Genomic DNA, 25926 nt, shown 5'->3' with positions numbered 1-25926 from the left:
TGGCAGTAAAAAATGCAGTAACCGTTGCCCAACGTGGGTCCTTGGTTGACCAGTGGTAATCATAACAGCGTGCTCTTATTGCCAGAATGGGTGCACCGCCCGGGCTGCGCCGGGCGGTGGTGCTTCTTGTGGCCTGTCGTTCTGGTTTATTCCGCGGNTGGCGCGGCGCCCAGGCACTGTTTGGTTTTGGTGTTGTAGTTGCCGCAGTTGACCGGGTCGGTCCAGTCGGCNATCAGGTCCTTGCTTCCTTCGAGGTAGTCGGACCAGGCATCACCGGGCACGAGGTCTTCGGTTTGCCATANGGTCAGGAACTGTCCGTTATCCTGAATCTCACCAATGTGAACCGGCTTTTCGATGTGATGGTTGGGCAGCATTTCACTGATGCCGCCGGTCAGGTTGGGTACCTNTACACCCACCATGGCATCGATCACNGCGTCGGTGTCGGTAGTACCCGCTTTCTCGACCGCTTTCACCCACATNTTGAAGCCGATGTAATGCGCCTCCATCGGGTCATTGGTGACGCGNTCTTCACTACCGATAAAGTCGTGCCATTTTTCAATGAACGCTTCGTTCTGATCGGTATCGACGCTCATGAAATAGTTCCACGCGGCCANGTGGCCGACCAGAGGCTTGGTGTCGATACCGGACAGCTCCTCTTCGCCCACGGAGAAAGCGACCACCGGGATGTCTTCCGCCGATACCCCTTGGTTACCCAGTTCGCGATAGAACGGCACGTTGGCGTCCCCGTTGATGGTGGATACCACAGCCGTCGGTTTGCCCTGGCTGCCGAAGCGTTTGATGTCCGACACAATGTTCTGCCAATCGGAATGACCGAACGGGGTGTAGTTGATCATGATGTCTTCGTCGGAAACGCCATTGGCTTTCAGGTAGGCTTCCAGAATCTTGTTGGTNGTCCGGGGGTACACATAGTCGGTNCCGGCCAGTACCCAGCGTTTGATNCCNACTTCATTCATCAGGTAGTTCACGGCGGGAATNGCCTGTTGGTTGGGCGCCGCGCCAGTGTAGAACACATTGCGCGAAGACTCTTCACCCTCGTACTGCACCGGGTAGAAAAGAATACCGTTAAGCTCTTCAATCACCGGAAGAACCGATTTACGGGAAACCGATGTCCAGCAGCCGAAAATGGCATCGACTTCTTCCTGGGTGATCAGCTCGCGGGTTTTCTCCGCAAACAGTGGCCAGTCGGAGGCTGGGTCGACAACCACCGNCTCCAGCTGCTTNCCAAGCAGGCCGCCCTTCTTGTTCTGNTCTTCGATNAGCATCAGCATGGTGTCTTTCAGNGTGGTTTCCGAAATGGCCATGGTGCCGGANAGGGAGTGNAGAACCCCCACCTTNATGGTGTCTTCNTCCTGGGCGTGGGNCGTGAGACCCGTCAGNGCCATACTGCAGGCGACCGCCAGGGTGCCAATGGGTTTGAGTAGTTGAGCTAGCTTCATGAGTCATTCTCCATTGATGTCGGTTTTACGGTGTATTGCTGGGTAAACATCCTGTTGTGGGTACAGTGGCGTACGTTCTCCTGAAATCGGGTTGTCGGTCAGGGGTTGGATGTCTTCGGTAACTGGTGCCCCTGACGGGCTTCGTGCAACATGTGCAGCGTGATCTTTCTGACTTCGGCCTGACTTTCCTCAATATGCGTTTTCAGCAGGCGTTGGGCTTCGTCCGAGCGGCGCTTGATGATGGTGCGCAGAATCTTTGCGTGTTCCTGATAGGTCGCCTCAATCCGTGGCCGCTGGGTGAAATCAATGCGCCGGATGATGCGCAGCCGTTCGGTAATGTTGTGNTGGACCCGGGCCATCTCTTCGTTGCCGCAAGCCTCCACCAGATGAACGTGAAAGCGTTCATCCATCAGGCTCACCGTGGGCCCGTCGTCCAGTCGGNCGCTGACCGGCACCAGCCANAATTCCTTGAGTGCGTCCAGGTCCGGGGTNCCCTCCATCTCGCAGAGCTTTCGCACTGCGGCCTGTTCAAGCACGATCCGTAACTCGTACAGCTGATCGAACTTTTCAAAATCGAACGGCTTGACCTGCCAGCCCGCGCGAAACATCACATCGACAAAACCCTCTCTCTGCAGAAGCGTCAGGGCTTCACGCACGGGGGTTCGACTGGCGGACATGCGTTGGGCGATTTCGCTTTCGGTAAAGCGGTCTCCGGGCAGCAGCACGAAATCAAAAATTTCCTGCTTGAGGGCGCTGTAGACCCGCTCGGTCAAACTTGGGCGATCCGATTTTTGATTCACTGCTGTCCGCCTTGAATATGATCATGTATGCAAGATGGTATTCAGCAGGAACTGTGCCAAACTCGAAATCTGGTGGTGAAATCCGGTAAGTGACTGAGAAAACAACAGGTTTTATGGAGAATAAAAAAAGGAGCGCTCTAAGGCGCTCCCGGGTGTGCACTTAAATGATGCGTGCAATACGTCATTTGCCTCATGTTCGCCCCGAGGCTGACGGTGATCAGTCTTCGAGTACCATCAGAATGTCGCCCGCATTGACCGGCTTTCCGGGGGCACAGTGCACGGCACTGACGGTGGCTTTACGGTCGGCATAGATGGAAAACTCCATTTTCATGGCCTCCACAATCAGCAACGGCTGATCCGGCTCCACCGATTGCCCCGGCTCCACCAGGAGCTTCCAGATATTGCCGCTGATGTCGGCGGTCACGGCATGACCGTCCACATCGTTGGGGTCAATGGCGGGGCCGGCCTGCAGAGCGGCTTCCACCTGTTTTTCTTCATCGGCCTGCCAGAGCGCGACCTCTTCTGTAAACGCAGCCTGCTGTTTTTGCTGAAACGCGGCGATGCTCTCAGCGTTCTCTTCCAGAAAACGTTCATGCTCGGCAATATCGAACCAGGTCTCCTCTATGTCGATGCTCAGNCGACCTTCGCGAAANGCTTCGCGCTGCTCGGTGAGTTCGGCTTCGGTGACCGGGTAGTAGCGCACCTGATCAAAAAAACGCAGTAACCAGGGCTCACCATNGATAAATACCGGGCTTTTCAGAAACTTGTTCCAGATAGGTAGCGTCCGACCCACGAGCTGATAGCCNCCGGGNGAGTCCATACCGTAGATACACATGTAGACACCGCCGATACCGACCGTACCTTCGGCGGTGTAAGTGCGGGCCGGATTGTACTTGGACGTCAGCAGTCGGTGACGGGGATCAATGGGCACGGCGCAGGGGGCGCTAAGGTAAACGTCTCCCAGCCCCAGTACCAGGTAGCTGGCATTGAACAGAACCTCGCGCACCTGATCGATGGATTCCAGTCCGTTGATCCGGCGCATGAACTCGGTGTTGCTGGGCAGCCAGGGNGCGGTATCACGCACCGATTGCCGATATTTGGCTACNGCTTCGAGCGTTGCCGAATCNTCGAANGCCATCGGCAGGTNAATGATGCGACTGGGNACGCGCATCTGGTCCACGNGCGGCAGCTGTCTCTTCGATNGNNAGNAGNTGTGTNACCAGCTCNCGCTGNTGCAGAACCCGGCTGTCNTAATTNACCTGTAANGAGCGAACNCCGGGNGANAGTTCAATAATGCCCTNAATGGGNTTTTCCTTGAGGGCNTCCATCATGGCGTGTACCCGCAACCGGAANCGCAGGTCCATGACCAGNGGGCCGTANTCCATCAGNATGTATTTNTCNCCTGCCTGACGGTAAACCACTTCGGGGCGCCCTTGGGCGGCCGGTAGGGCGGCAAGAATGCAGGGAGAGAGCGAGTGGTCCGGTACAGGAATAGTGAAATCACCCACCGGTTCAGGCTCGGACAGATCGGTGATCGCTTTATCCTGAGCCTTTTCCATGGCNAGCGCCTCATCAAAGCTCAACTGTTTGAAGCGNAGNTTNTCNCCGGGCTTCACCTGGCCGACTTTCCACAGCTCCGCNTTGGCAATGGTNACCGGGCAGACAAACCCGCCCAGGCTNGGNCCGTCTTTGGTCAGAATGACCGGCATATCGCCGGTAAAGTTGATGGAGCCGACGGCGTATTCCGTGTCGTGAATGTTGGACGGGTGCAAGCCCGCTTCTCCGCCGTCACTGCGGGTCCAGCTCGGCTTGGGGCCATTGAGCCGGATGCCCAGGCGGTTGGAGTTGTAGTGCACTTCCCAGGCGGTGTTGAAGAACATCTCAATGGACTCTTCCTTGAAAAAGTCCGGGGCACCGTGGGGGCCATAAAGCACGCCGATGTGCCATTCGCGCGGACCCTCGTCGGATTCCTGGGCGTACTCNGGAATCAGTGCGGTGGGGCAGGGNTGGGGTGAATGGGTGGGCGNTGCCGTGGTGCAAGCGGGNAGCGCCGGGTCGCTCACCCGTAACATGTCCGTTGCGCGCAGAACGCGCCCGGCGTGGCCGCCAAACTGACCCAGTGCGAAGGTCGAGCGACTGCCCAGATATTCGGGCACATCAAAGCCGTTGCGCACCGCGAGGTAAGTCCGGCAGCCGTTGACGGCTTTGCCGACTTCCAATACCTGGCCGGCTTTTACTCCGACCGGCTGCCAGAACTCNATGGCTTCGCCGTCGAGCGTCGCCGGTGTGCGGCCACCGGTCAGGGCGATNACNGTATCGGTATGAAAGCGCAGGGTGGGGCCGACAATCGTAAACTCCANTCCGGCGCTGTGCTCGTGGTTGCCCACAATGCGATTGGCCAGNCGGAANGCGTAGTCGTCCATGGGNCCGGAAGGGGGCACGCCGATGCCCCAGTAGCCGACCCGNCCGGGGTAATCCTGAATGCTGGTGTAGGTGCCTGGCTGCATGACCTCCACNACCGGCGGCTGGTACTCGAANCTGGCCAGTTTGTTGGTGGCCACATCGCCTGAGGCAAAGAAGTCCGACGCCACGATCTGGCGCAGATAATCCAGGTTGGTGGCGATGCCGGCCATGCGGGTTTCGTCCAGTGCTGCCACCATGTTGGCGATGGCCTCGGCCCGGTCGTTACCGGTGACGATGATCTTGGCGATCATCGGGTCATAGTGGGGCGACACATCGGTGCCGGTGGATACCCAGGTGTCGATACGGGCGTTCTCGGGAAAGTGAACGTCGGTGAGGGTGCCGGGGGAGGGCTGAAAATCCCGTACTGCATCTTCGGCGTAGACGCGNACTTCAATGGCCGCGCCTTTGGGGTCGATTGCCTGGTTCAGGTCGGGGGCATCACCCGCGGCGGTGCGGATCATCCATTCGACCAGATCCACTCCGGTACAGGCTTCGGTGATCGGGTGTTCCACCTGCAGGCGGGTGTTCACNTCGAGGAAGTAGAAATCNTCCCGCACCGGATCGTAGATGTATTCCACGGTGCCGGCCGAGCGGTAATTCACCGCCTTGCCCAGACTCACCGAAGCGGCCATCAGTTTTTCCCGGGTAGCGGCGGGCAGACTCGGCGCGGGGGTTTCTTCCACCACCTTCTGGTTGCGACGCTGCAGTGAGCAGTCCCGCTCTCCAAGTGCGAGCACACTGCCTTTTCCGTCACCAAAAATCTGCACTTCCACATGACGCGCGTTGTCGACAAAGCGTTCCAGGAAAACGCCGCTGTCACTGAAGAAATTCTGGCCCTGGCGTTTCACACTGTCGAACGCCTCAATGAGTGCGGCCTCATTATCACAGCGGGTCAGGCCGATACCACCGCCACCGGCGGTGCTTTTGAGCATTATCGGATAACCGATGCGTTCGGCGGCGCTTTTCGCTTCGTCCAGGGAGTTGAGCAGGCCTGTGCCGGGAGTTAGTGGCACGCCGGCTTTTTCGGCAATTTCCCGGGAGGTGTGTTTCAGACCGAATTCGCGAATCTGCTGGGGCGTGGGACCACAGAAGGCAATGCCGGCGGCTTCGCACTGTTCGCAGAAGTCCGCGTTCTCTGACAGAAAGCCGTACCCCGGAATGATGGCCTGGGCACCGGTTTCTTTGGCGGCCGCCAGGATCTTGTCCACTTTGAGATAACTGTCGGCGGCACTCTCACCGCCCAGGGCGATGGCGACATCGGCCGCATCCACATGGGCACTGTTGCGGTCGGCATCAGAGTAGACGGCGACGGATTTGATGCCCATGGTTTTCAGAGTGCGGGCGATGCGAACCGCGATTTCCCCGCGGTTGGCGATCAGGACGGTGTGAAACATGTGTGTTCTCCGTGTATCAGCGTATGGGTTCGGGGCGGATAGGGCGTTGCTCGGATGGCGCGTTCAATGTGGCTTCAACTTCGGGACTCAATGAACGCGCGCCAGCCGCCCAGTTCGGTAATGTCCTGGGCGCCTTTCACGGCGGCGCCTTCGCAGATGAATCCCTTGACCTCGCGTCCGTCGTCGAGCGTCAGGGTTCCGATGCCCAAAGGTGCGGGTACCAGCGCCACAAAACTGCCGAACTGGTCGACCGGGATATCCCACAACTCAACAATGATGCTTGCGCCCTCATCGGCCCGGATCAGACCCGGTTTGGGCGGGATGGTGTCCGGTAGTGCGTACAGTCGATAGGTGGGTGCGGTATGGGTGCGTTCTACCAACCGGGCGTGACGCTCGGTGAGCTGATGATTCAGCGGCATACCGCTCAGGTGCGCGCCGACGACGGCCAGGCGNACGTGATCCTGNGGNGCTTTTGAAGGNGCGNTGGGAGCGGGTNATTGCAGGTCGGTTGCGCCCCGCTTCCAGGGCGCAATGGCTTCCCAGTGACGACCAAAATCCGTGAGGGCCCGGTCCTGCCANGCGGGNGCAANNAGGGTGANNCCAAAGGGNAAACCGTCGGCGCGAATACCGGCGGGCAGGGCNAGCGCNCTGCAGTNGGCCAGGTTCACAAAATTGGTCCAGGTNCCGAGCTGACTGTTCACGCCGACCGGGTCGGCCTCGACCTGNNCNATGGTGGGCAGGCGCGGTGCCGTGGGCACCAGTAGTGCNTCGACCTCGGCCATGGCGGTCTGNATGGCNCGCGCCAGATCGGCCCGGGCGTACTCNGCCCGATAGGCATCGGTGGCGGAGAAGTTCTGTGCCTGTTCAATGATGCCGCGCACNACCGGGTTCATNTCCTNGGCGTGCTCTGCCATGAATTCTGCGATGGCCGCATGGCGCTCGGCGACCCAGGGGCCNCCNTAGAGNANTTGCGCCAGCGTCTGCATGGGGGTGAAGTCCATGGGCACCAGNTCCACNCCGTCCGCCTGCAGGGTTTTCAGGCTGGCNTCCCAGGCNCGTTGGGCNTCGGAATCNCCAAACCAGTCGTGTCGATCGGGTACNCCAAAGCGGGGTNGGNTTGACCAGTAGCGGGCCGNGTGCGGCGGCTGGCGNGAATAACCATCGGCGGGNTCGAANCCTTCCAGTACCGAGGCCACCGTATCGGCATCATCCACCGTCAACGCAAACACCGACACGCAGTCGAGGCTTTTACAGGCGGGCACCACGCCCTGAATACTGAATCGGCCCTTGGTGGGTTTCAGNCCGACAATGTTGTTGAACCCGGCGGGTACGCGCCCGGAGCCGGCGGTNTCGGTGCCGAGNCTGAANGGCACCAGNCCNCGCGCGACGGCCACGGCCGAGCCCGAGCTGGAACCGCCGGACACATAGTCGGGATTGAAACTGTTGGGNACGNNNCCGTAGGGCGAACGGGTGCCCACCAGTCCGGTGGCGAACTGGTCCAGGTTGGTTTTGGCCAGAACAATGGCNCCCGCCGCTTTGAGNCGGGCCACGGTGGTGGCGTCCNGNTNGGCGGTGTANGAATANGNNGGNCAGGCNGCCGTGGTGGGTAANCCNGCCACNTCGATNTTGTCTTTGACCACAAAGGGTATGCCGAACAGGGGCTGTTCGCTGGGGGAGGTCAGGGTNGCGATCTGNGCNTNCAGNTCGGNTTGCGANACAATATGAATCCAGNCGGGGTCATCGGCCGANAGNGTATCGCGCAGCTCGCCAAGGGTGGTTTTGGGGTCCAGTTGCGCTTTGCCATAGGCGTNCTGCCATTCGCTCAACGTCCAGCCGGTGGGTAACGTCATCGGGGNTCCTCATCGTTAATCGCCAATCTTGTATGCAAGATGGTATTCAGCAGAAACTGTGCCAGCGTTTGACNGGNNNTTAGNNCGGCCNCTAAANCGCTTTAGAATCAGTGGCTTANTGANGGTNGGGTGNNGCCGGAGCCGAGGGTGNTGCNNNGGTGGAAGNGCNTNGGGTGCGCNCTGNTTGGGCAGCNNNGNNGNTGGCTGGGCNATGCTGGTGCATCGNNCGNCGCTNNNGNCACGNNNCGGTTTGGTTTGTGCCGCGCCAGACACATGGGGTACATTGCGGAAGAATCGGGCCAAGGGTACAGAGGACCTGCTATGGCAATGAATTGGGAGCAACTGTTGTGTGCCGAGCGGCTCGGGCAGCGCCCGGCCAAAAGCGAAGAAGGGCGTTCACCCTTTTATTCGGATCACGACAAAATCGTTTTCTCCGGGGCGTTTCGGCGGCTCGCTCGCAAAACNCAGGTGCATCCGCTGGCGGCCAATGACCATGTGCACAATCGCCTGACGCACAGNCTNGANGTNGCNTGTGTCGGGCGCACGNTGGGCATGCGTGTGGGCAATGCCCTGCAGGCCCGGGGNGAATTGCCGGNACCNNTNCTNCCCACCGACATCGGCGATATCGTCCANTCGAGTTGTCTTGCCCACGATATCGGTAACCCGCCGTTCGGCCACACCGGCGAAGAGGCCATTCGNAACTGGTTNCAAAAAGAAGGGCGCGTNTANCTGGAGGGGNTGACCGAAGCCGAGCGNGANGANGTNCGNCTGTTTGANGGNAANGCNCAGAGNCTGCGNGTGCTGACCACGCTGGAGTACTACCAATACGAAGAAGGCATGCGCCTGACCTACGCGACCCTGGGCGCTTCCATCAAATACCCCTGGACGGCGACGCCCAGNGTNCAGAACCNACGCCCCAAAAATAACAAGTACGGNATCTTCCAGACNGAACTGGACTACTTTCACGAAATCGCNCAGCGCACCGGTCTGTTGCCGNTCGGCGAGCACTGGTATTGCCGNCACCCCTTGGTGTACNTGATGGAGGCNGCGGACGANTTCTGTTACGGCATTNTGGACCTGGAGGANGGNCTGGAGATGGGCATTCTCAGTTGGCCGGAAATCTATGACATTCTGCGCCGGGTGATTCCTCCAGTGCAGATTCCCGAACTGGAACGCAATCTCAATAANGTGGATGACGGACGCAAGCCGGCGATCTTGCGCGGCAAGGTGATTGAAGCCCTGATTGACTCCGGNACCGACGCCTTCATGGNGCATCGTGCAGATTTTCTGNCCGGNACNGTGAAGGGNGATCTGATTTCGCTGTGCGATGACAATGTCCGTACCGCCGTGCAGGCCGCCAAGGATCTGGCCAANCAGCGCATTTTCAACCACGCCAAACGGGTCGAGNTGGAAATCGGTGCCTACAACACCATCGGCACCCTGNTGAGCACCCTGTGCGGGGCCGTTGATGCCCTNCTGGGTGATCCGGATCAGGTCACCTACAAAGACAATCGGGTGCTGGCNCTGATGGGCGACAACAACTTTCACCCCTCGGTGTTCGCCCNGGAAGGGCGTTATAAATACCAGGCCCTGATGGCCGTGATCGACTACATCAGTGGCATGACCGACAACTATGCCACCAACCTGGCCAAGCAATTCAATGGCATGGGCGAGGTCCGCTACTGAATGCAGCGCCTGAAGGAGCATCGCGACTGGCTGTTGNTTCCCGTACTGATTGCCAGCCCGCTGTTTTTTATCGGCGGGCCGGACTGGCTCTCCGCGCCNGTCATNCGGGAAGCNTGGGANCAGGGGCACTGGGTGTTCTTCGCCTGCCTGATGTTCTGGTGGCAGGGGCGNTGGCCGCTGCGGGCGCCCCATCAATGGCTGGCNNTNACNNTGGTGGTCGTGGTGCTGAGCGCNCTGATCGAGGGCCTNCAGACTCTGGTGGATCGGCAGGCGAGTNGGNNGGATATTCTCCTGAACGTGGTCGGTACCTGGATGGGNCTNTTCTGGGGCCAGCCGGCGACCCGCTGGGTCTGGTCCGGTCGGGTTATCGCCACNGTGTTGGTGCTCTGGCAATTGCAGTCGGTGCTGGTGCTTGGCCTGGCCGAGTACCGGCAGCATCGCCAGTTTCCGGTTCTCGGTGATTTTGAATCCCGCTGGGATGTGCCTTTCTGGGAGGGCGATGTACAGCGTGTCCGCCAANCCGTGGCCCAGGGGGAGTACAGTCTGGCGGTGCGACTGATCAGTACCGACAAGAACCCCTACGCGGGCACGCATCTTAGCCGGCTGGTGGATGATTGGCGCGGTTATCAGGCGCTAAGCCTGTCCATTTTCAACCCCGGCGATGACACGCTGCGCATGACCCTGCGGATCAATGACGCCACCCANGATCGCAATGAAGGACTGTTTTCGGATCGGTACAACGGCCGGCTGGAGGTCGCTCCCGGCTGGAACCACTACCGCATTCCGCTGGAGGACATTGCCTCGGCGCCAGAAACCCGCAGGATGAATCTGGCCCGGATGATCCGTCTGCTACTCTTTACCTCAGGGGTGACCGAGCCCCGCTGGATCTATCTCGATAACCTGCGCCTGGAGCCCACGGAGTAGCGTCTCAATGACCCTGGATCAAACGCTGATTCTCTCAATCCTGGCCGCCAGTATTGGCCTGTTCCTGTGGGGACGCTGGCGGCATGACATGGTGGCTCTGGCGGCCTTGCTGGCCTGTGTGTTCACCGGGTTGATTCCGGGGCAGGACGCGTTTGCCGGCTTTGGCCACGGTGCGGTGATTACGGTTGCCTGTGTACTGGTTCTGAGCCGTGGATTGCAGTCCACCGGTGCGATAGATGTACTTGCCCAAAAGCTCTTGCCCAAAAATGCGGGCCTGGCCATTGGCGCCGCCATGCTGACAGCCCTGGGCGCGTTTCTGTCGGCCTTTATGAATAATGTCGGGGCGCTCGCGCTATTGATGCCGGTAGCGATTCAACTGGCCCGCAAGCAGGAGGTCCCCCCTGGCGTGGTACTGATGCCGCTGGCGTTCGGCACCATATTGGGGGGGATGACCACCCTGATCGGGACACCNCCCAACCTGATTGTGTCCGGCTTCCGCGCTGATCTCAGTGGTGAGCCGTTTCGCATGTTCGATTACAGCCCGGTCGGGGCCCTGGTCGCACTGACCGGTGTTGTGTTTATCACCGTCATCGGCTGGCGGCTTGTGCCCCGGCGCGAGCCGGCGGGGGTCGANAGTTTTGAGACCGGCCATTACCTCACCGAAGTGCGGGTCACTGAGAAGAACAAGGTGGTCGGTAAACCGCTGCGCGAGGCCGAGGCGCTGCTCGATAANGATGAAGCNCAGATCNTCGGGCTGGTGCGCAATGACCTGAGAGTCCAGGCGCCCAATCCGGCCCGCGTGCTGCGGGCCGGGGATATCCTGGTTCTCGAGGCGGAGCCNGAGGCGCTGTCNGCGGTGCTCTCCAGNCTGGGCCTGGCGCTGGAAGAGGACGTNGAGACCGANTCAGACGATGAGNCGGAGCAAGCCTCAGCGCCGACGTCCGANGANGANGAGAGTGAGAAAGAGTCNGGGGACGACAGTGGCAGTGCNCTCCAGGANTGGGCCGCATTGCCCGGTTCAACGTTGCTCGGGCGCAGTGCCAGCGACATCCGGCTGCGGACCCGCTTTGGNATCAANCTGTTGGCCGTTTCCCGTCAGGGNAAGCGCTCGGTCAAGCGNCTGCGCTCCATTCGGGTCAGGGCCGGGGACGTGTTGTTGCTGCAGGGCTCAAGCGATGCGATCAGTGCCTTTGGCAGGGAATTTGGTTGTATTCCGTTGGCCGAGCGCTCCATTGGTGTTCCCGATAAAGGCAAGGCCGCCCTGGGGGTGAGCATCATGGGGCTGGCCATTCTGGCCGCGGCCATTGGCTGGGTGCCCGCGGCGGTGGCCTTTGCCGCCGGGGTGCTTGGCTTTATGGTCAGCGGTGTTCTGCCGATGCGTTCGATGTACGAGGCTATCGACTGGCCGGTGATCGTGTTGCTGGCCGCCATGATTCCGGTTGCCGGGGTCATGGCCTCGACCGGCGCGGCGGATTTACTGGCACAAATCCTGTTGGAAAATGTCGCCGGCGGCAATGCCATCGTGGCGGTGGTGCTGTTGATGGTCATCACCATGACCCTGTCCGATTTCATGAACAATGCGGCTACAGCGGCGGTCATGTGCCAGATCGCTATCAGCAGTGCCGCCGTGCTCAGCGTCAACCCCGATACCCTGCTGATGGCAGTGGCAATCGGTGCCTCCTGCTCCTTTCTGACCCCCATCGGCCACCAGAACAACACCCTGATTCTCGGGCCGGGTGGTTTCCGCTTCGGGGATTATTGGCGGCTGGGCCTCCCCATGGAAATCATTGTGGTACTGGTGGGCACGCCGCTGCTGCTCTGGGTATGGCCACTGTGATGACCCTCAAGCCATAAGTCCATACCCGGAGCGTTGGTGCATCAGCCCTTCAGGCTTTTCATGTCGATCACAAACCGGTACTTCACATCGCCTTTTTTCATGCGTTCATAGGCGGTGTTGATGTCCTGAATGTTGATCATTTCCACATCGCAGGTGATGTTGTGCTCGGCGCAGAAATCCAGCACCTCCTGGGTTTCCGGGATACCGCCGATGATTGAGCCGGCCAGGGTCCGGCGTTTGCCGATCAGGGCGCCGGTGTGGATGCTCGGCTCGATGGTGTCGATCTGCCCCACCAGCACGTGGGTGCCATCCACGCCCAGGCAGTTAAGATAGGGTGTCAGGTCGTGCTGCACCGGAATGGTGTCCAGAAGAAAGTCATACTGCCCTTCAGCCGCCGCCATCTGTTGCTCGTCCGTGGATACCACCACATGGTCGGCCCCCTGTTGTTTGGCCTCGCCGACCTTGCTCTCGGAGCGGGTGAAAATGGTCACTTCGGCGCCCAGCGCTTTGGCAAATTTGACGCCCATATGCCCCAGGCCTCCCATGCCGAGCACGCCCACTTTGTCTCCGGCCTTGACACCAAAGTGCTTCAGAGGCGAGTAAGTGGTAATGCCCGCGCACAGAATCGGGGCGGCTGCGGCGGGGTCCAGCGCTTCCGGCAGGGGCAGCACAAAGCGGTCACTGACCACCACGTGGTCTGAGTAGCCTCCGTAGGTCACGCTGCCATCGTGTCGGTCTTTACCGTTGTAAGTGCCCACCATGCCTTCCTGACAGTATTGCTCCAGACCCGCGTTGCAGGCGGTGCACGTGCGGCAGGAATCCACCATGCAGCCGACACCCACGGCATCGCCCACCTTGAAGCCAGTGACTTGATCGCCCACTGCGGTCACCCGCCCAATGATTTCGTGGCCGGGCACTACGGGGTAAATGCTCGCGCCCCAATCGTTCTCGGCGAAGTGGATGTCGGTGTGGCAAACGCCACAGTAGTCAATATCGATTCGTACGTCGTCCGGACGCAGCTCGCGCCGCTGAAAGTCAAAAGGGGTCATGCCCGAGGTTTCGGACTGAGCGGCGTAGGCTTTGGCTTCCGTCATACATCATCTCCGGGTGGTGAATTGTGTGAATGGGGTGGTGTTACCTGATTGATGGCGCCATACTAGGGACCTGTTTTGCGGTATTACAAGGTTTATGACACCTCCTCACGAGCGTCAGGCTCGCTCTCAAGCCAATTCAGGCTTCTTACAGCGTCGTTTTCACCGCTGCGGCCCTCAGTCGCGGGCCAATGACGGCGCGGCTGATGAACCCACCTTCCTGGATATTCGTCGCCGGTTCGGGTTTCGATCAATCAGCCTGGGTCGGTGGGTCACCGAGGCGGAGAAACAGCGCGCGGCCGGGCTGTTTTACGACGCTCTGTGCGATTTGATGGCTATACTCAAAGGGCCGGAAGGGCTGATTTCGCTGCGTGGCACCCTGGCGCTGCAATACGGGCAGGGCGGTCAGCGGGGCGTGGCGGCTCACTATGAGCCCGCGACCCACACCTTTGCCCTGGCCAAGAACGCCGGGCCGGGCAGCATTGCCCACGAATGGTTTCACGCCTTTGACCACTATATTTGCGACAAGGCGTTTGCGCCGGTTCCGGGTGCGAGCTTCGGGTCCAAGGCCTGGCTGGCGAATGCCGCCGGGCTCAGTCATCCGTTGAACGACCGGTTGCGTAACTGTTACCACACTGTGCTATTGAATGAAGCTGGCACCGCTCCCAGCGAGCTGTTCGAGCGCTCTGCCGAGCAGGACAAGCGAATGGGAACGGTGTATTACGCGCTGCCCGAAGAGCTTTGTGCCCGGGCGTTTGAGGCTTACGTGCAGGACGCACCGATCAAAAACAGCTTCCTGGTCACGGGCACCCGGCAGACCGATGAGGCCCGGTTGGGGCTCTACCCTCAAGGCCAGCAACGCGCGCGGGTAAACGCCGCGTTTCAGGACTATTTCACCCATCTTGGGCAGGCGCTCTACCAGTCTGCCGAGGCATAACATCACGCGCTGACCCAGCGCCAAAGGAGACGGAAACGTGAACAACAAATCGCTGAATGAACTGAAAGAACGCTATGTGGCGGCCGGCGCGGCCAGCCCCAATCCGAACTTTGCCGACCATGCACTGAATGCGGAACTGTGGGATGCCGATGGCAAACGCTTTATCGACTTTGCGGGCGGTATCGGTGTGCTCAACATTGGCCACCGCCACCCGGCCGTGGTGGATGCGGTCAAAGGCCAGTTGGACAAACTGATGCACACCTGTCAGACCGTGATGCCATATGAAGGCTACGTGAACGTTGCGCAGAAGCTGAGTGAACACACCCCGGTACGGGGCCACGCCAAAGTGATGCTGGCCAACTCCGGCGCCGAAGCGCTGGAAAACGCCGTCAAAATTGCCCGGGCGGCTACTGGTCGCACCAACGTGATCTGCTTTGATGGTGGCTATCACGGCCGCACATTCATGACCATGGCCATGAACGGCAAGGTCAATCCCTATCAGGGCGACTTCGGTCCTATGCCGGGCATGGTATTCCGCGCACCTTTCCCGGTGCCGTACCACGGCATGAGCGAAGAGCAGGCGCTGCGCGGCCTGGAAATGACTCTGAAAACCGATTCCAGTCCCGAACAGACGGCGGCGATCTTTATCGAGCCGGTGCTTGGTGAGGGCGGTTTTTACGCGGCACCACCGAGTTTCCTGAAAGCCGTGCGCAAGATCTGTGATGAGCACGGCATCCTGTTGGTGGTGGACGAGGTGCAGAGCGGTTTTGGTCGCACCGGCAAACTGTTTGCCATCGAACACAGCGGTGTGGAGCCGGACATGATGACCATGGCCAAGAGCATGGCCGATGGCATGCCCATTTCCGCCGTGGTCGGTACCGACACCATCATGGACAGCTCCGGCCCCAACTCCCTCGGCGGCACCTACACCGGTAACCCCCTGGCCTGCGCCGCGGTAATGGCGGTATTCGATGTTTTCGAAAAGGAAGACATTCTGGGTAAAAGTCAGCGGTTGGGCGACACTCTTGCCGCCCGTTTCGCGCAGTGGGAGCAGAAGTTCCCGAATGTGGACAACGGCCGTAACCTGGGCGCCATGGCCGCTTTTGAGCTGGTGGACAGCAAAGAGAGCCGCAAGCCCCGTCCGGATCTGGCGGCGGAGCTGCTGAAGAAGACCAAGGAGAAGGGCCTGATTTTGCTCAGCTGCGGTATGCACGGCAATGCCATCCGCTTCCTGATGCCGGTCACCATTGAAGATGAGGTGCTGGAAGAGGGATTGGCGATTGTGGAATCGGCACTGGCGGAGCTCTCTGCCTAAAGACCGGGGTTTTCCCCAAACCCCCGCTCCCGGAGTGCTATGCTTAGTGCACTTGCATAGACCCGGGAGCGACTATGTCTGATCTGATCCTTGCCATTGACCAGGGCACTACCAGCAGCCGCGCCATTGTGTTCGCCCCGGATGGGCGCATGGTGGCCAAGGCCCAGCAGGAATTTTCCCAGCACTTCCCCGACGACGGCTGGGTGGAGCACAATCCGGAAGAAATCTGGAAGGTCACCACTCAGGTCTGCCGCGACGCGCTCGACCAACTCTCCGGCGATCAGCGCGTGCTGGGCATTGGTATCACCAATCAACGGGAAACCACCGTGGTGTGGGATAAAACCACGGGTACGCCGACCTATCCCGCCATTGTCTGGCAGGACCGCCGCACCGCTGATCACTGTCGCAGGCTCGCCCGCGATGGGCTGGAGGATGACACCCGAGCGCGCACCGGGCTGCTACTTGATCCCTATTTCTCCGCCACCAAAATCGCCTGGATTCTGGATAACGTGGAAGATGCCCGCGCCAAAGCCGAGCGCGGTGACCTGCTGTTCGGCACCATGGATACCTGGCTGATCTGGAAGTTTACCGGCGGCAAAGTCCACGCTACCGATGCCACCAACGCCTCCCGTACCCTGCTCTACAACATCAACGACCAGTGTTGGGACCCGGTGCTGTTGGAGCGGTTCGGCATTCCCGAGGCCATGTTGCCCGAGGTGCTCGATTGCGCCGCCGACTTCGGAACCGCGCTGGAGGGGCTCGATGGGGTGGAGTTACCCATTGCCGGGGTGGCAGGCGACCAACAGGCGGCGGTGGTCGGCCAGGCCTGCTTCGAGCCGGGGATGATCAAGAGCACCTACGGTACCGGTTGTTTCGCCCTGATGAACATTGGTGAGACCCCGCGCCTGTCCCAACATCGGCTGCTGACCACCATCGCCTACCGGTTTGACGGCAAGCCCGTATACGCGCTGGAAGGCGCGATTTTTGTTGCCGGTGCGGCGGTGCAGTGGCTGAGAGATAAATTGGGCATTATCCAAAGCGCCGAGGAAACTGAAGCCCTGGCGGAGAGCCTGAGTTCCAACCGGGGTGTGTATCTGGTGCCGGCTTTCACCGGGCTGGGGGCGCCGCACTGGGAGCCGGACGCCCGCGCGTTGATCTGCGGCCTGACCCGCGACAGTGGCCGCGCCGAGCTGGCACGCGCGGCACTGGAAGCGGTGTGTTATCAGACCCGGGATCTGTTCAAAGCCATGGAAGACGATGCCGGTGAGCGGCCCGAAACCCTGCGGGTGGACGGCGGCATGGTAGCCAATAATTGGCTGCTACAGGCTCTGGCCGACATTGTGCACGTTCCGGTGGAGCGTCCGGACATCATCGAAACCACGGCGCTCGGGGCCGCTCGTCTGGCCGGGTTACAGCTCGGCCTGTTCGGGGATCTGAACGATCTGGCTCAGCACTGGACCCTGGACCGACGCTGCGAACCCCAACTGGGCGATCAGGAGCGTGATGCAATGCTCAAAGGCTGGCAGGCAGCCATCGAGCGTGCGCGGAACGGGTGAGTCGACTCAGGTTCCGTCTCGAAAATGCGCCGAAATACTCATTTTGTGGAATCTTATTAAGCGAGTACGAAAACTGCTAGCCAGTTCAAAACCGTGATGAGGTGCCGATCCACATGAGCGTTGGGTTCCCTCGAGTGATGGTCGGGTTATTAGCCGGCCTGTTCCGCGTGTAAAGAAACCCGGCGTTGCCATCGAGGGGCTAATGCCATTACGTTATGATTGGTGGCATTTTTTATATGAATAATTAAATCTCTCGCGCGTAACGGCAAGTGATCGACTCTTGTCTGGGCGTTTGACTGTGGAAATATTGGACAATAAAAGATTGAGGTGCCAGAATCTAAAATCACTGTTGATCTCCTGGAATTGGCCAAAGGAAAATGTCATGCGCTCCTCGTTCAACGCTTTGCTGCTCATACTATTGTCATCCCTGATGTTTTTTCTGGTCTCTTGTGGCGGAAGCAGTGGAGGAGGTGGTAATGATCTCGGCGGGAATAACGGCGGTGAAGACGAACCCGAGGATCCGGTCGATATCAATACTGAGTTTGGGTATTTGATAGACGCCGCCGTTGAAGGGCTGAGGTATGAAGCAGGAGAAGTTTTTGGTTTTACGGACAGCAGCGGTCGATTCCGGTTTATTCCCCATGAGCCGGTAGCATTCTCATATGCGGGAATGTCGTTGGGAACAGTAACTTTGAATGAGGCTGACAGTGTTGTTACCCCGGCTGAATTGCGGGGCGTCAGTAGGGATGAAGCACCGTCAGATGTCACCACAGTAAACCTGCTTCGCCTGCTTCAGACCCTGGACTCTGACAGTGACCCAAGTAATGGCATCCGTTTACTGGAGGCTCAAATGCTGGGAGACTTCGGTCTGGAGCAATTTCTGAGCGCAGTGGAGCTGGATGACGTCAATTTTGATGCACAGCTGCAGTCCGCATTGAATGAGTTTGAAGGAGAGACTGGTACCAGCCTTACCCTGGTTTCCAGAGAAGACGCACTAGCTCATTTCGATATCAGTCTGGAATTGTTGGCGGTACCGGAGACTTTTATAGAGTACTCTGGAGCGGATCAATGGTCTTGGGATATACACACCAACTCATTCGGAGAGTGGGCAGCTCGAGTTCGCTTCGATGCGGATGGTTCTGGTTTGATGGAAGAGTTTTCCGATTGTGCTGAGGGGAGTGGTGATGCCGACTCATGGGTGGCAAATTACGCCCGAGCATCTGCGATCTGCAACCAGCGCCACGCCGAGGAAATTACCTGGTCTCTGAATGGTAATGTACTTGAAATCAGCACAGACTCCTTTACAGATACATGCAAGATATTGTCGGGAACGGTGCACCGTGCCAAAGGAAGTTGTCTTACGTACCGAGGTGAGGGGCGATATGCTACCGAGACTCAATACTTTGTGCGAACAGAAGTGAACGGGTTTTATCCCAAGTTGATCTCTGAAAGATTCTACGAGTTTAATCGCCAGGGTGTGCATAACCGGGGCGACTACAGCTTGCTGACTTACCGTGAAGATGGCACGGCTGACTATCGTATCCCGAGGGCAGGGACGGATGAAACGGGAAGTTTTGATTGGTCGATCGCCAATGACCGGCAAGCCATAGTCTATAGTGCTACGGACAACCCCGACGAGCAGACCAACTTTGTCCGTTACCTCGCAGGTGCGTATGACGTTGATGTGGACGCTAGTCGTCGAATCATGATTCCCAATTACGCGCCGGTCCGAATGAGCTCGGGTTGGGCTTACCGCTACAGTGCGAGCGATGGTCGCCTGCTTACCTCGAGCACTCAAGATCCGGATTCGGTGTGGCGCTGTCAGAACTCGACGACAGGTGAGCTTTGTTATCTCGTCGGTGGCACCGACTATGCCTGTCAGGCGATTCATAATTTTCCGACAAGACGTGGCGACTCCGTATACTGGATGCACTGCGGCGTTCTGGTAGGCGATGCTCCATCGTCTTTTCAAATCTGGCGGTTACAAGGCGGCAGTTAAGGTTTAATCTTTAGTGGGTGCGTCTCTGAAGCGGCCAGGAAGAAAGCAGTTGCCATGAAGATAGGTGATGCTAATCTGGCCTCTCCTCGGGATTTTTGGGGCGACACAGGCTCTGAAAGGTTTTGGGTGGGCAGCCGTACTCTTCTTTGAACAACTTGTTGAAATAGGAGACGTTGTTATAACCCACGCAGTACGCCACTTGGGAAATGTTGGCGCCAGAGTTCTCTGACAACAGGCGTGCAGCCTCGGTCAATCGAAGCCGCTTCAGGTAAGCGGTAAAGGTCAGGCCCAACTCTTCTTTCAGAATTTCGTTGACCTTGGTGCGGTTGATGCCAAGTGTTACGGCGGTGGAGTCCAGTGTCAGCTCGGAGTTGGCGTACTCCGTGGCGATATGCCGCAGAAGGGCACTTTTGTCTTTGTCTTTCTGAGGTTCGATGGAGAGCTTCTTGTAGGCAATCAGAGGTTGATCCCGCTTTATTTTTTCTTTCAAGACGGCGGTTTTTACCGAGATGTACGCGCGGGTTACCCATGCGAGGAAGAGCGCCCACAGGGCCAGGCTGACGCCCACACTGGCGTATAGATAACCGGGCCGGCTGCCAATCAGGTTCAGCTCGTCGATGCGGACCTGAGACAGAACATCGACAGGACTTTGTAGGGAGTTGATGAATGCCAGACCCATGGTTTTGTCCTGGCGGTAACCTCGCTCGCTAAGCTCAAGACCATAGCGATCCAGCCACCAGTCAGGCGTGATCAGCTCTTTCAGTTCCAGGGTTACGGTTTCCCAGCGGTTATCGCAGGAAAATGCGGTGGACGAGACTCGTCGGGTATCTTGGTGAAGCGGATCGGTGACCTGGTCGTCATAGCTGAACAACGCAAACAGCAGGACGTTGCGCGGCGCGCACAGCACGCGGAACGAGATGCTGTGATAACCGGTCAGATCCACCATGTGATGGGCCTGCTCCGGCTTGATGAAGTACAGGGAGAAATGGGTGTACGGAAATGACTCCTCAGGATCCAGCATAAACTCGTAGTCAAGTGTGCCAGCCTTACTCTTGATCGATAGCCAGGTGTCTCCAGTGGGGTTGCGGGGTTCTATCGCCGGTGCCCACAGGTACCCGTCGTCATCGGCTGGGAAGAGTGAGGTATTCAGTTGCGACTTGGCATAGCCGCTATAGATGATTGTCGCAGTGGCCGCCAGCAGCACCAGAAAGGCTGCCATGGATCGCCGGTAAAACGTCAGCATGGTCGAGTCATTTTATGAGTTTTTGGTCGAATCTGGTCTATTGTACTATAAGTTATCGGTCTATTGCTCGTCCTCGATCATCTCCCGCTGACGGCGGTACTCCTCATACTCTCCGGTAATCTCGGACAGGCAGCGCTCTCGTTGCCCACTCGGCATCTGATTGCACTCGTTGATCTGCCCCTGGCGAATACCGTCATACACGCCGCGCTCGGTGAAGGTGCAGTCTGCAAGGCCCAGCGCAAGCAAGGTCATCCCGGCGATCTTGAAAAGCCTGATGGATATCACAAAGCATTTCCTCTCGGTCTGTTCGTTGCTGGATAAAACTCACCGATTTTTCACCCGCATTGTGCACAATTTATTGGTAGAGCGCATAAGGTGAAGGTTCCGCACAGTTTCTGTGGAGCTCATCACGATATTGCATCGTGTTTTTAACTAGCATTGACGAAGCTGCCGTGCGTTTTGGCTTGCCCGTCACGTTCCTCAGGAGGAATGCACCATGCCAATAATAGTCCGTCTGTGCCTTTGCCTGTTGGCCGTCCCCGCCCTGGTCTACGCCGGATCGCCCCAAAGTGACGGAAGCGTGTCGGGCGATCAATTTGATTGCCTGATCAATCCGGCCGTCAGCGGGCTGGTGTCGTGTTTGCCGCCCGAAGATCATACCGCCCAAGGCTACCGCTGGGATATGGGCGATGGCGCTGTGTATAACAGCGATGGCACCGAACCCTATATCTATCACACCTACAGTGAGCCCGGTGAGTATACCGTGACGCTGACGATCAACCGAGGCCAAGCCAGCGCCCATTCGGAGACTGTGCTGTCCATACCGGAGCCGCTGGACGACGATATTTCACGTCAGCTGGCCAGAGGCCACCTCCGGTAAACGAGTCAGGACTGATTCGCCCACTTGGAGCGCTCACCTTTCTAGTAATAGATACATCTCAGAGGCGGCCAACAGAAAGGCGCCCACGCCAAAATTGGCAGTGGATTCGGCGTCGACAACCTGGCCGGGTATGGCTCGCTCACCAATGGGCTGAATATAGCCGATCTTGCCACTCCCCTGCAGCGCTGTTTCGCTCAGGTACTGCCACGCGTTCAGGGCGACAGGCAAGTAAGTATTTCGATCGAGTAGGCCATTGTTTATGCCCCACAGGTAGCCGTAGGTAAAAAAGGCCGTGCCGCTGGTTTCATACCCGGGAGCGTGCTCCGGGTCGAGCAGGCTGCGCGTCCAGTAGCCACCGGGCTGCTGCGCATCGGCCAGGGTGGCGGCCATTTTCTGATAATCCGCCAGGTATTCATCCCGATGCCTATGGTCCTCGGGCAGGTCCGCCAGCACCTTGGCCAGACCGGCAAAGATCCAGCCATCGCCCCGGGCCCAGAAATCCTTGTGACCATTCAGGCTCTTATGCTCAGGGTAAACGTACTTGGCATCGCGAAAGAACAGGCCGGTTTCTTCGTCGTACATGATGCTTTTGGCGTAGGTGTAGTATTCGTGCAGCTTTTCAAGGTACAGGTCGTCGCCAGTGACCTGATAGAGCTTGGTCATGACCGGCATCACCATGTACAGGCCATCGGCCCACCACCAGTAGTCATCCGCATCGGTGGCCATCTGGTATTCCATCACCTCCAGCGCCCGCGCAATTTTTTCGCGATCTCCGGTGATTTCATAAAGGTCGATATAGGTCTGAAAGCAGATCTGCCAATCACCAAATAGTACAAACTCGTCGGTTTCCCCGTAGCTGTATTTCCACTCTGAAGGCTGGTTTGATTTCGCGCCCATCCACTCGTTTCGCTCGCCCCAGCGCAGGGAATAATCAAGGTAGTCCTGGTCGCCCGTTACGAAATAGGCTTCCATGTTGCCGGTGTGGTAAGCCGCGTGTTCCCAGAAAGCCCAGCCGGGTTCCGGATGCTCTGACTGCCAGTAATCATTGGCGCGGGTCAGTTGTTCCCGTACGACCTCGGCGTCCGGTAGCGCATGGGTAGACTGGTTGCTGCCGGTGGTGCAAGCGTTAAGGAAAAACAGTACGACGAGTACAATCAGCCGATTGCGATGTAGGAGTGTGTTCATGCGATATCCATTCTGGTTGATCAGTGGTTGTAATGTCTGATTATATTGATTACGCTCATCTTAATTGTATTACAAAAAGGACGCAAATAATGATTGGTACACCTGGTGCGCTCGCCATCGTCGCTCTGTTGATTAAGTTGGGTTCAATTGTAGGGCTTGCTGTTGCCGTAGTAATGGCAGTGCGAGCTTTACGCAAAAGCGCTCGTGAGCAGGCGAGAATTGCGGATCAGCTAGAGGAAATTCAGCGCGAACTGAAGAGATAGCTACCTCCCTTCAGGTTCGCGGCTTGAATAACGCTACGCTGGCGCTTGAAGATGTTCTTTGGCAAAGGTAATAATTATTCACTCTTTGATTGAATAATCGATCACAAATACATCCTCCAGGATGTCGAGCTCCTCCATCAGCGCCACAAACTTTTTGTGCTCTGGGTGCGGCAGGTACTCGTCTCTGGCTTCTGCGTCGTCGAAGGTGACAACATAAACGTGGGTGAACCCTTTGTTCAAGCCTTCCGGACTGTTATTGACGCCGTCTTCATAGGAGGCGATTCCGGGAATTTCGTTCTGTAAAGCGCGGAAGGCATTGGTTACCTGATTGATATCACTCTCGGCTGCCCCTTCTTTATATTTGAAGGCAACAATATGCCGCACTGGGTCCTCGGTGGCATGAGCTGTGCTCACCGCGGCCAGCGTGGAGAAAATGGCGAAAGCGAGAATCCGGACGTTCTTTGTCATGGTGTTGACCTTTTTGTTGGGGGCATCATTTCTGGCCAGACCTAAGGTAGATCTGCCAATTTATCATATAAATTAATGATGACATCCCAGGCGAAGCCACGCAAGCCCATCAGGTAGCCCGGCCACCACTCCACCGCATCAGGTTCAGAAATTCGCGACGCGTCTTGGGACCATTGGTGCGGTAGTGGGGATCCGGGTGCTCGCGGTAGTGGGCTCGGGCCAGAGAGATGTTGTCTTTGCCGACCAGCTGGCGGATCAGTGACTCGTCAATCTCGTAGGGCACGAGGGCATTGAGGCCAAAGATCTTGCGCTTGATCTCTGGTGTCAGCCCCTGGTAGCCGTGTTTTTCCCGTACTGCTTCGGCAATCTGGAAAGTCCGGAACGCCTGAATCTGGTCCTGGGGCGAGCCGTACCAGATAGAGTCGGTGCCCCAGAGCACATTGTCCTCCCCCAGGTATTTGATCAACTTGCCCAGAGTATGCGCGGCGGAGTCGGGGTCGCGCATCAGAAACCGCCAAGTTGACCCCAGTTCCGCGTAAACATTGGAGTGTCGGCCAAGGTCGTTCTCGACCACCGTCTTGATCAGGGAGTCGACGCCTTCGTTCCGGCTAGGATCATAGGGCCCCTCGGCCTGCCCGGGCACAAACCCTGAGTGATAGACCAGAAACTTCAGATCGGGATAGCGCTTGGCGACCCGGCCAATGTCGTCGCAGAGGGAGTGCTCATAGGACTGGGGTCCGAAAGGAATGCCCTTGTGAATGACGATGATCTTCACGCCCAGCTTGCGCGCTTTCTCCAGAAAGGGAATACCGGTGTCGTCATCATCCAGCCAGTAGCCCTTGCCGTCCGGTCCCCACTGGGTATAGGTCTTCCAGGCGACCACGCCGAATTCCTCCTTCAGTCGGTCCATGTCCTCCAGGTCGCCGTCCTGATTCGGATTGACCCGCCCGTGCAGAAACAGGCGGTGACGGTTGTCTTTCATCTGATTGACAATCGATCGCGCGGCGGACGCTTCCTCAATGGTGAGTGGCTCCTCGTCCCGCTTCGAGGGCACGAAGGAAAGCACCATCAGGTCGGTGTCGGAATCCATGAACACATCCTGGATAAACGCATCCGGGCCCAGGCACTGCAGATAAGAGCGGTCCTCCTTGCCGGTGGCCAGGGCGCAGCCGGCCTGTTCCATGCCGGACAGGGGTCGAGCATCCTCCGGTATCTTGTCCAGCCAGGCCCCAGTGGGATTCACGAAATGACCCTGCACATCGAAGATGAATTCATCCCCTTCCAGCGCCTCGGCGGCGGCATACTTATCAAGCCCGGCTTCAGACGCCAGGGAATAAAAACCAGCCCCACGCCCGGCCGCCGCCTGAGCCGCATTGAACGCCAACAGGGTGGTCGCCGCGCCGCAGGCGGACACCAGCAGCTCCCGTCGGCTGACACCCAGCCGGTGTGCGTTGGCAGAGGTGGCCTCGTGCGCCATGCGGTTGGCCAGCTTGCTCGTCTTGTCCAGCGGGATAGGCACATACTCTCCATTACTGGTGCTGTCCAGCTTGATGGGCAGGCGTGTGCCCTCGGGATCGTGAACAAATTTCATGGTTGGCTCCTGATTTCAGGAATTAGGAACAACTTGCCCGTGGTGGGGCCGGAAGGAACGGGTGGTAACTAGAAGGTATAGGCGGGCGGAGAGTGGTTTTCAAGCGGGTGGGTGACTGGAGGGGCGCCATGCTGGGGGCGATAGCTCCAGGGGTCACGTTCTGTCGCCAATAAATTCAATCATCTCGAACAGAAACTCAAACATCGACCAGCCGTCCGTCTCCTGTGCCTGATCCCGGTGGGATTGGGCGCTCTTCTGAGCCGAGCGCATAGCCTGGATGTTGTCAGGCGTGCCTGCCTGTTGGCCAATCCGATAGGCCCGGCTTTGTTCCGCCGCTGCTCGCTCTTCGTGCATTCTGCTGGTGGAGGTAGAACAGCCAGTGGCCAAAACCGATACCAAAAAAACGACTAAAATCCTCAACGACTTTCTCCTTGATAATGGCCGATATATGCAGGCAATCAATGTAAGCTCCGGAGCGTTTGAAGTACATTTCAAAACCTCGAAGTCTCTCAATAAGCCACCTTAATTTAACATCACGACCTGATTCCTACCATCGCGCTTACCCACATAGAGCATGTTATCCGCCCGGGTAATCAGCGCATCCAGATCATCGTCGGCGTTGGCGACCGCTATACCAATGGTGACGCTCAGGCGAAGATCGCTCATCTCCCCCTCGAGTATCAGTGCGGCGACATTCTCCTTCAACCGCTCTGCCACGGCTTGCGCATTGATTGAATCAGTGTTCGGCAGCGCCACCACAAATTCCTCGCCTCCGAAGCGGCCAATGATGTCGGTGGGGCGCAATGAGTGTCGGCAAACGTCGGCGACTTTGGTCAACACTCGATCACCACAGGTGTGGCCCCAGGTATCATTGACGTCCTTGAAGTGGTGTTCGGCGACAATTACGGTGGCCGGTCCGCGACAACTATCTTGGCCGGTTGAGTGACACAATCCCGTACCTGACATCCACCATAGGAGACGCAGGTG

General features: G+C 58.3%; 21 protein-coding genes. 8 read left to right on the top strand and 13 right to left on the bottom strand.

All coding sequences use genetic code 11. The features are described 5' to 3' along the window. Positions 1–146: 146 nt before the first annotated feature. The 5 genes from urtA to atzF all read right to left on the bottom strand — a co-directional run bounded on the left by urtA (position 147) and on the right by atzF (position 7964). The gene (gene urtA, locus CMG77_RS14280; RefSeq protein ID WP_502691945.1) at positions 147–1403 is read right to left on the bottom strand and encodes an urea ABC transporter substrate-binding protein; all 1257 of its coding nucleotides are present in this window, start codon (positions 1401–1403) and stop codon (positions 147–149) included. Between the two features lie 152 nt (positions 1404–1555). Continuing rightward, entirely contained in the window at positions 1556–2257 is a 702-nt protein-coding gene (locus CMG77_RS14275) for a GntR family transcriptional regulator (protein ID WP_286904932.1), read from the bottom strand. Between the two features lie 217 nt (positions 2258–2474). Further along, the gene (locus tag CMG77_RS14270; protein ID WP_286904930.1) at positions 2475–3395 is read right to left on the bottom strand and encodes a carboxyltransferase domain-containing protein; all 921 of its coding nucleotides are present in this window, start codon (positions 3393–3395) and stop codon (positions 2475–2477) included. Next, entirely contained in the window at positions 3334–6114 is a 2781-nt protein-coding gene (uca, locus tag CMG77_RS14265; RefSeq protein WP_286904928.1) for an urea carboxylase, read from the bottom strand. The genes CMG77_RS14270 and uca overlap by 62 nt, the downstream gene beginning before the upstream one ends. A gap of 74 nt (positions 6115–6188) precedes the next feature. Next, entirely contained in the window at positions 6189–7964 is a 1776-nt protein-coding gene (atzF, locus tag CMG77_RS14260; RefSeq protein WP_286904927.1) for an allophanate hydrolase, read from the bottom strand. A gap of 273 nt (positions 7965–8237) precedes the next feature. Here atzF and CMG77_RS14255 point away from each other — a divergent pair, with 273 nt between their 5' ends. After that, complete coding sequence (locus CMG77_RS14255; RefSeq protein WP_353743505.1) at positions 8238–9650, top strand: deoxyguanosinetriphosphate triphosphohydrolase; 1413 nt, start codon at positions 8238–8240, stop codon at positions 9648–9650. 931 nt (positions 9651–10581) lie between these two features. Next, on the top strand, positions 10582–12411 hold the full coding sequence (locus CMG77_RS14250) for an SLC13 family permease (protein ID WP_286904925.1): 1830 nt from the start codon (positions 10582–10584) through the stop codon (positions 12409–12411). 41 nt (positions 12412–12452) lie between these two features. On the opposite strand, the gene CMG77_RS14245 is transcribed toward CMG77_RS14250, so the two are convergent. Beyond that, positions 12453–13505: an NAD(P)-dependent alcohol dehydrogenase gene (locus CMG77_RS14245; protein ID WP_286904924.1), complete on the bottom strand. Its 1053-nt coding sequence runs from the start codon at positions 13503–13505 to the stop codon at positions 12453–12455. Positions 13506–13599: 94 nt separating this feature from the next. Between CMG77_RS14245 and CMG77_RS14240 the strand changes: the two genes are divergently transcribed. From CMG77_RS14240 to CMG77_RS14225, 4 genes are all read left to right on the top strand, one after another. Beyond that, entirely contained in the window at positions 13600–14439 is an 840-nt protein-coding gene (locus CMG77_RS14240; protein WP_286806464.1) for a CLCA_X family protein, read from the top strand. 37 nt (positions 14440–14476) lie between these two features. Then, on the top strand, positions 14477–15754 hold the full coding sequence (gabT, locus tag CMG77_RS14235) for a 4-aminobutyrate--2-oxoglutarate transaminase (RefSeq protein ID WP_123639069.1): 1278 nt from the start codon (positions 14477–14479) through the stop codon (positions 15752–15754). Positions 15755–15828: 74 nt separating this feature from the next. Beyond that, a complete protein-coding gene (gene glpK / locus CMG77_RS14230; RefSeq protein ID WP_286876284.1) occupies positions 15829–17310 on the top strand; it encodes a glycerol kinase GlpK in 1482 nt (493 codons plus the stop codon). A 382-nt stretch (positions 17311–17692) separates the two neighbouring features. Continuing rightward, a complete protein-coding gene (locus CMG77_RS14225) occupies positions 17693–19309 on the top strand; it encodes a hypothetical protein (protein WP_286806461.1) in 1617 nt (538 codons plus the stop codon). Between the two features lie 70 nt (positions 19310–19379). On the opposite strand, the gene CMG77_RS14220 is transcribed toward CMG77_RS14225, so the two are convergent. Beyond that, entirely contained in the window at positions 19380–20552 is a 1173-nt protein-coding gene (locus tag CMG77_RS14220; protein WP_286806460.1) for a helix-turn-helix domain-containing protein, read from the bottom strand. Positions 20553–20612: 60 nt separating this feature from the next. After that, positions 20613–20804: a hypothetical protein gene (locus CMG77_RS14215; RefSeq protein WP_286806459.1), complete on the bottom strand. Its 192-nt coding sequence runs from the start codon at positions 20802–20804 to the stop codon at positions 20613–20615. Positions 20805–21048: 244 nt separating this feature from the next. Here CMG77_RS14215 and CMG77_RS14210 point away from each other — a divergent pair, with 244 nt between their 5' ends. Beyond that, positions 21049–21432, top strand: coding sequence for a PKD domain-containing protein (locus CMG77_RS14210; RefSeq protein WP_286806458.1), 384 nt, complete (start codon positions 21049–21051; stop codon positions 21430–21432). 33 nt (positions 21433–21465) lie between these two features. Here CMG77_RS14210 and CMG77_RS14205 read toward each other — a convergent pair whose 3' ends face one another. Beyond that, positions 21466–22617, bottom strand: coding sequence for a glycoside hydrolase family 88/105 protein (locus CMG77_RS14205; RefSeq protein ID WP_286806457.1), 1152 nt, complete (start codon positions 22615–22617; stop codon positions 21466–21468). Positions 22618–22649: 32 nt separating this feature from the next. Here CMG77_RS14205 and CMG77_RS14200 point away from each other — a divergent pair, with 32 nt between their 5' ends. Then, a complete protein-coding gene (locus CMG77_RS14200; RefSeq protein ID WP_286806456.1) occupies positions 22650–22880 on the top strand; it encodes a hypothetical protein in 231 nt (76 codons plus the stop codon). 78 nt (positions 22881–22958) lie between these two features. Here the strand turns inward: CMG77_RS14200 and CMG77_RS14195 are convergent, their stop codons facing one another. The 4 genes from CMG77_RS14195 to CMG77_RS14180 all read right to left on the bottom strand — a co-directional run. Next, on the bottom strand, positions 22959–23348 hold the full coding sequence (locus CMG77_RS14195; RefSeq protein WP_286806454.1) for a Dabb family protein: 390 nt from the start codon (positions 23346–23348) through the stop codon (positions 22959–22961). A 109-nt stretch (positions 23349–23457) separates the two neighbouring features. Next, positions 23458–24939, bottom strand: a complete 1482-nt coding sequence (locus CMG77_RS14190; protein WP_286806452.1) for an amidohydrolase family protein — start codon at positions 24937–24939, stop codon at positions 23458–23460. A gap of 153 nt (positions 24940–25092) precedes the next feature. Continuing rightward, a complete protein-coding gene (locus tag CMG77_RS14185; RefSeq protein ID WP_286876286.1) occupies positions 25093–25359 on the bottom strand; it encodes a hypothetical protein in 267 nt (88 codons plus the stop codon). Between the two features lie 102 nt (positions 25360–25461). Next, the coding region (locus CMG77_RS14180) for a GGDEF domain-containing protein (protein WP_286904921.1) at positions 25462–25926 on the bottom strand (465 nt) is incomplete at its 5' end.

Source organism: Marinimicrobium sp. (assembly GCF_002695945.1).
Lineage (GTDB): Bacteria > Pseudomonadota > Gammaproteobacteria > Pseudomonadales > Cellvibrionaceae > Marinimicrobium > Marinimicrobium koreense.
This window is presented reverse-complemented; position numbering and strand designations above follow the sequence as displayed.

Excerpts from the sequence above, each read along its gene's own strand:
- CMG77_RS14245 (WP_286904924.1), bottom strand. The coding sequence starts at position 13,505 with ATGACGGAAGCCAAAGCCTACGCCGCTCAGTCCGAAACCTCGGGCATG.
- CMG77_RS14220 (WP_286806460.1), bottom strand. The coding sequence starts at position 20,552 with ATGCTGACGTTTTACCGGCGATCCATGGCAGCCTTTCTGGTGCTGCTG.
- CMG77_RS14240 (WP_286806464.1), top strand. The coding sequence starts at position 13,600 with ATGACACCTCCTCACGAGCGTCAGGCTCGCTCTCAAGCCAATTCAGGC.
- glpK (WP_286876284.1), top strand. The coding sequence starts at position 15,829 with ATGTCTGATCTGATCCTTGCCATTGACCAGGGCACTACCAGCAGCCGC.
- CMG77_RS14225 (WP_286806461.1), top strand. The coding sequence starts at position 17,693 with ATGCGCTCCTCGTTCAACGCTTTGCTGCTCATACTATTGTCATCCCTG.
- CMG77_RS14190 (WP_286806452.1), bottom strand. The coding sequence starts at position 24,939 with ATGAAATTTGTTCACGATCCCGAGGGCACACGCCTGCCCATCAAGCTG.
- CMG77_RS14200 (WP_286806456.1), top strand. The coding sequence starts at position 22,650 with ATGTCTGATTATATTGATTACGCTCATCTTAATTGTATTACAAAAAGG.
- CMG77_RS14195 (WP_286806454.1), bottom strand. The coding sequence starts at position 23,348 with ATGACAAAGAACGTCCGGATTCTCGCTTTCGCCATTTTCTCCACGCTG.
- CMG77_RS14215 (WP_286806459.1), bottom strand. The coding sequence starts at position 20,804 with ATGACCTTGCTTGCGCTGGGCCTTGCAGACTGCACCTTCACCGAGCGC.
- CMG77_RS14205 (WP_286806457.1), bottom strand. The coding sequence starts at position 22,617 with ATGAACACACTCCTACATCGCAATCGGCTGATTGTACTCGTCGTACTG.
- CMG77_RS14210 (WP_286806458.1), top strand. The coding sequence starts at position 21,049 with ATGCCAATAATAGTCCGTCTGTGCCTTTGCCTGTTGGCCGTCCCCGCC.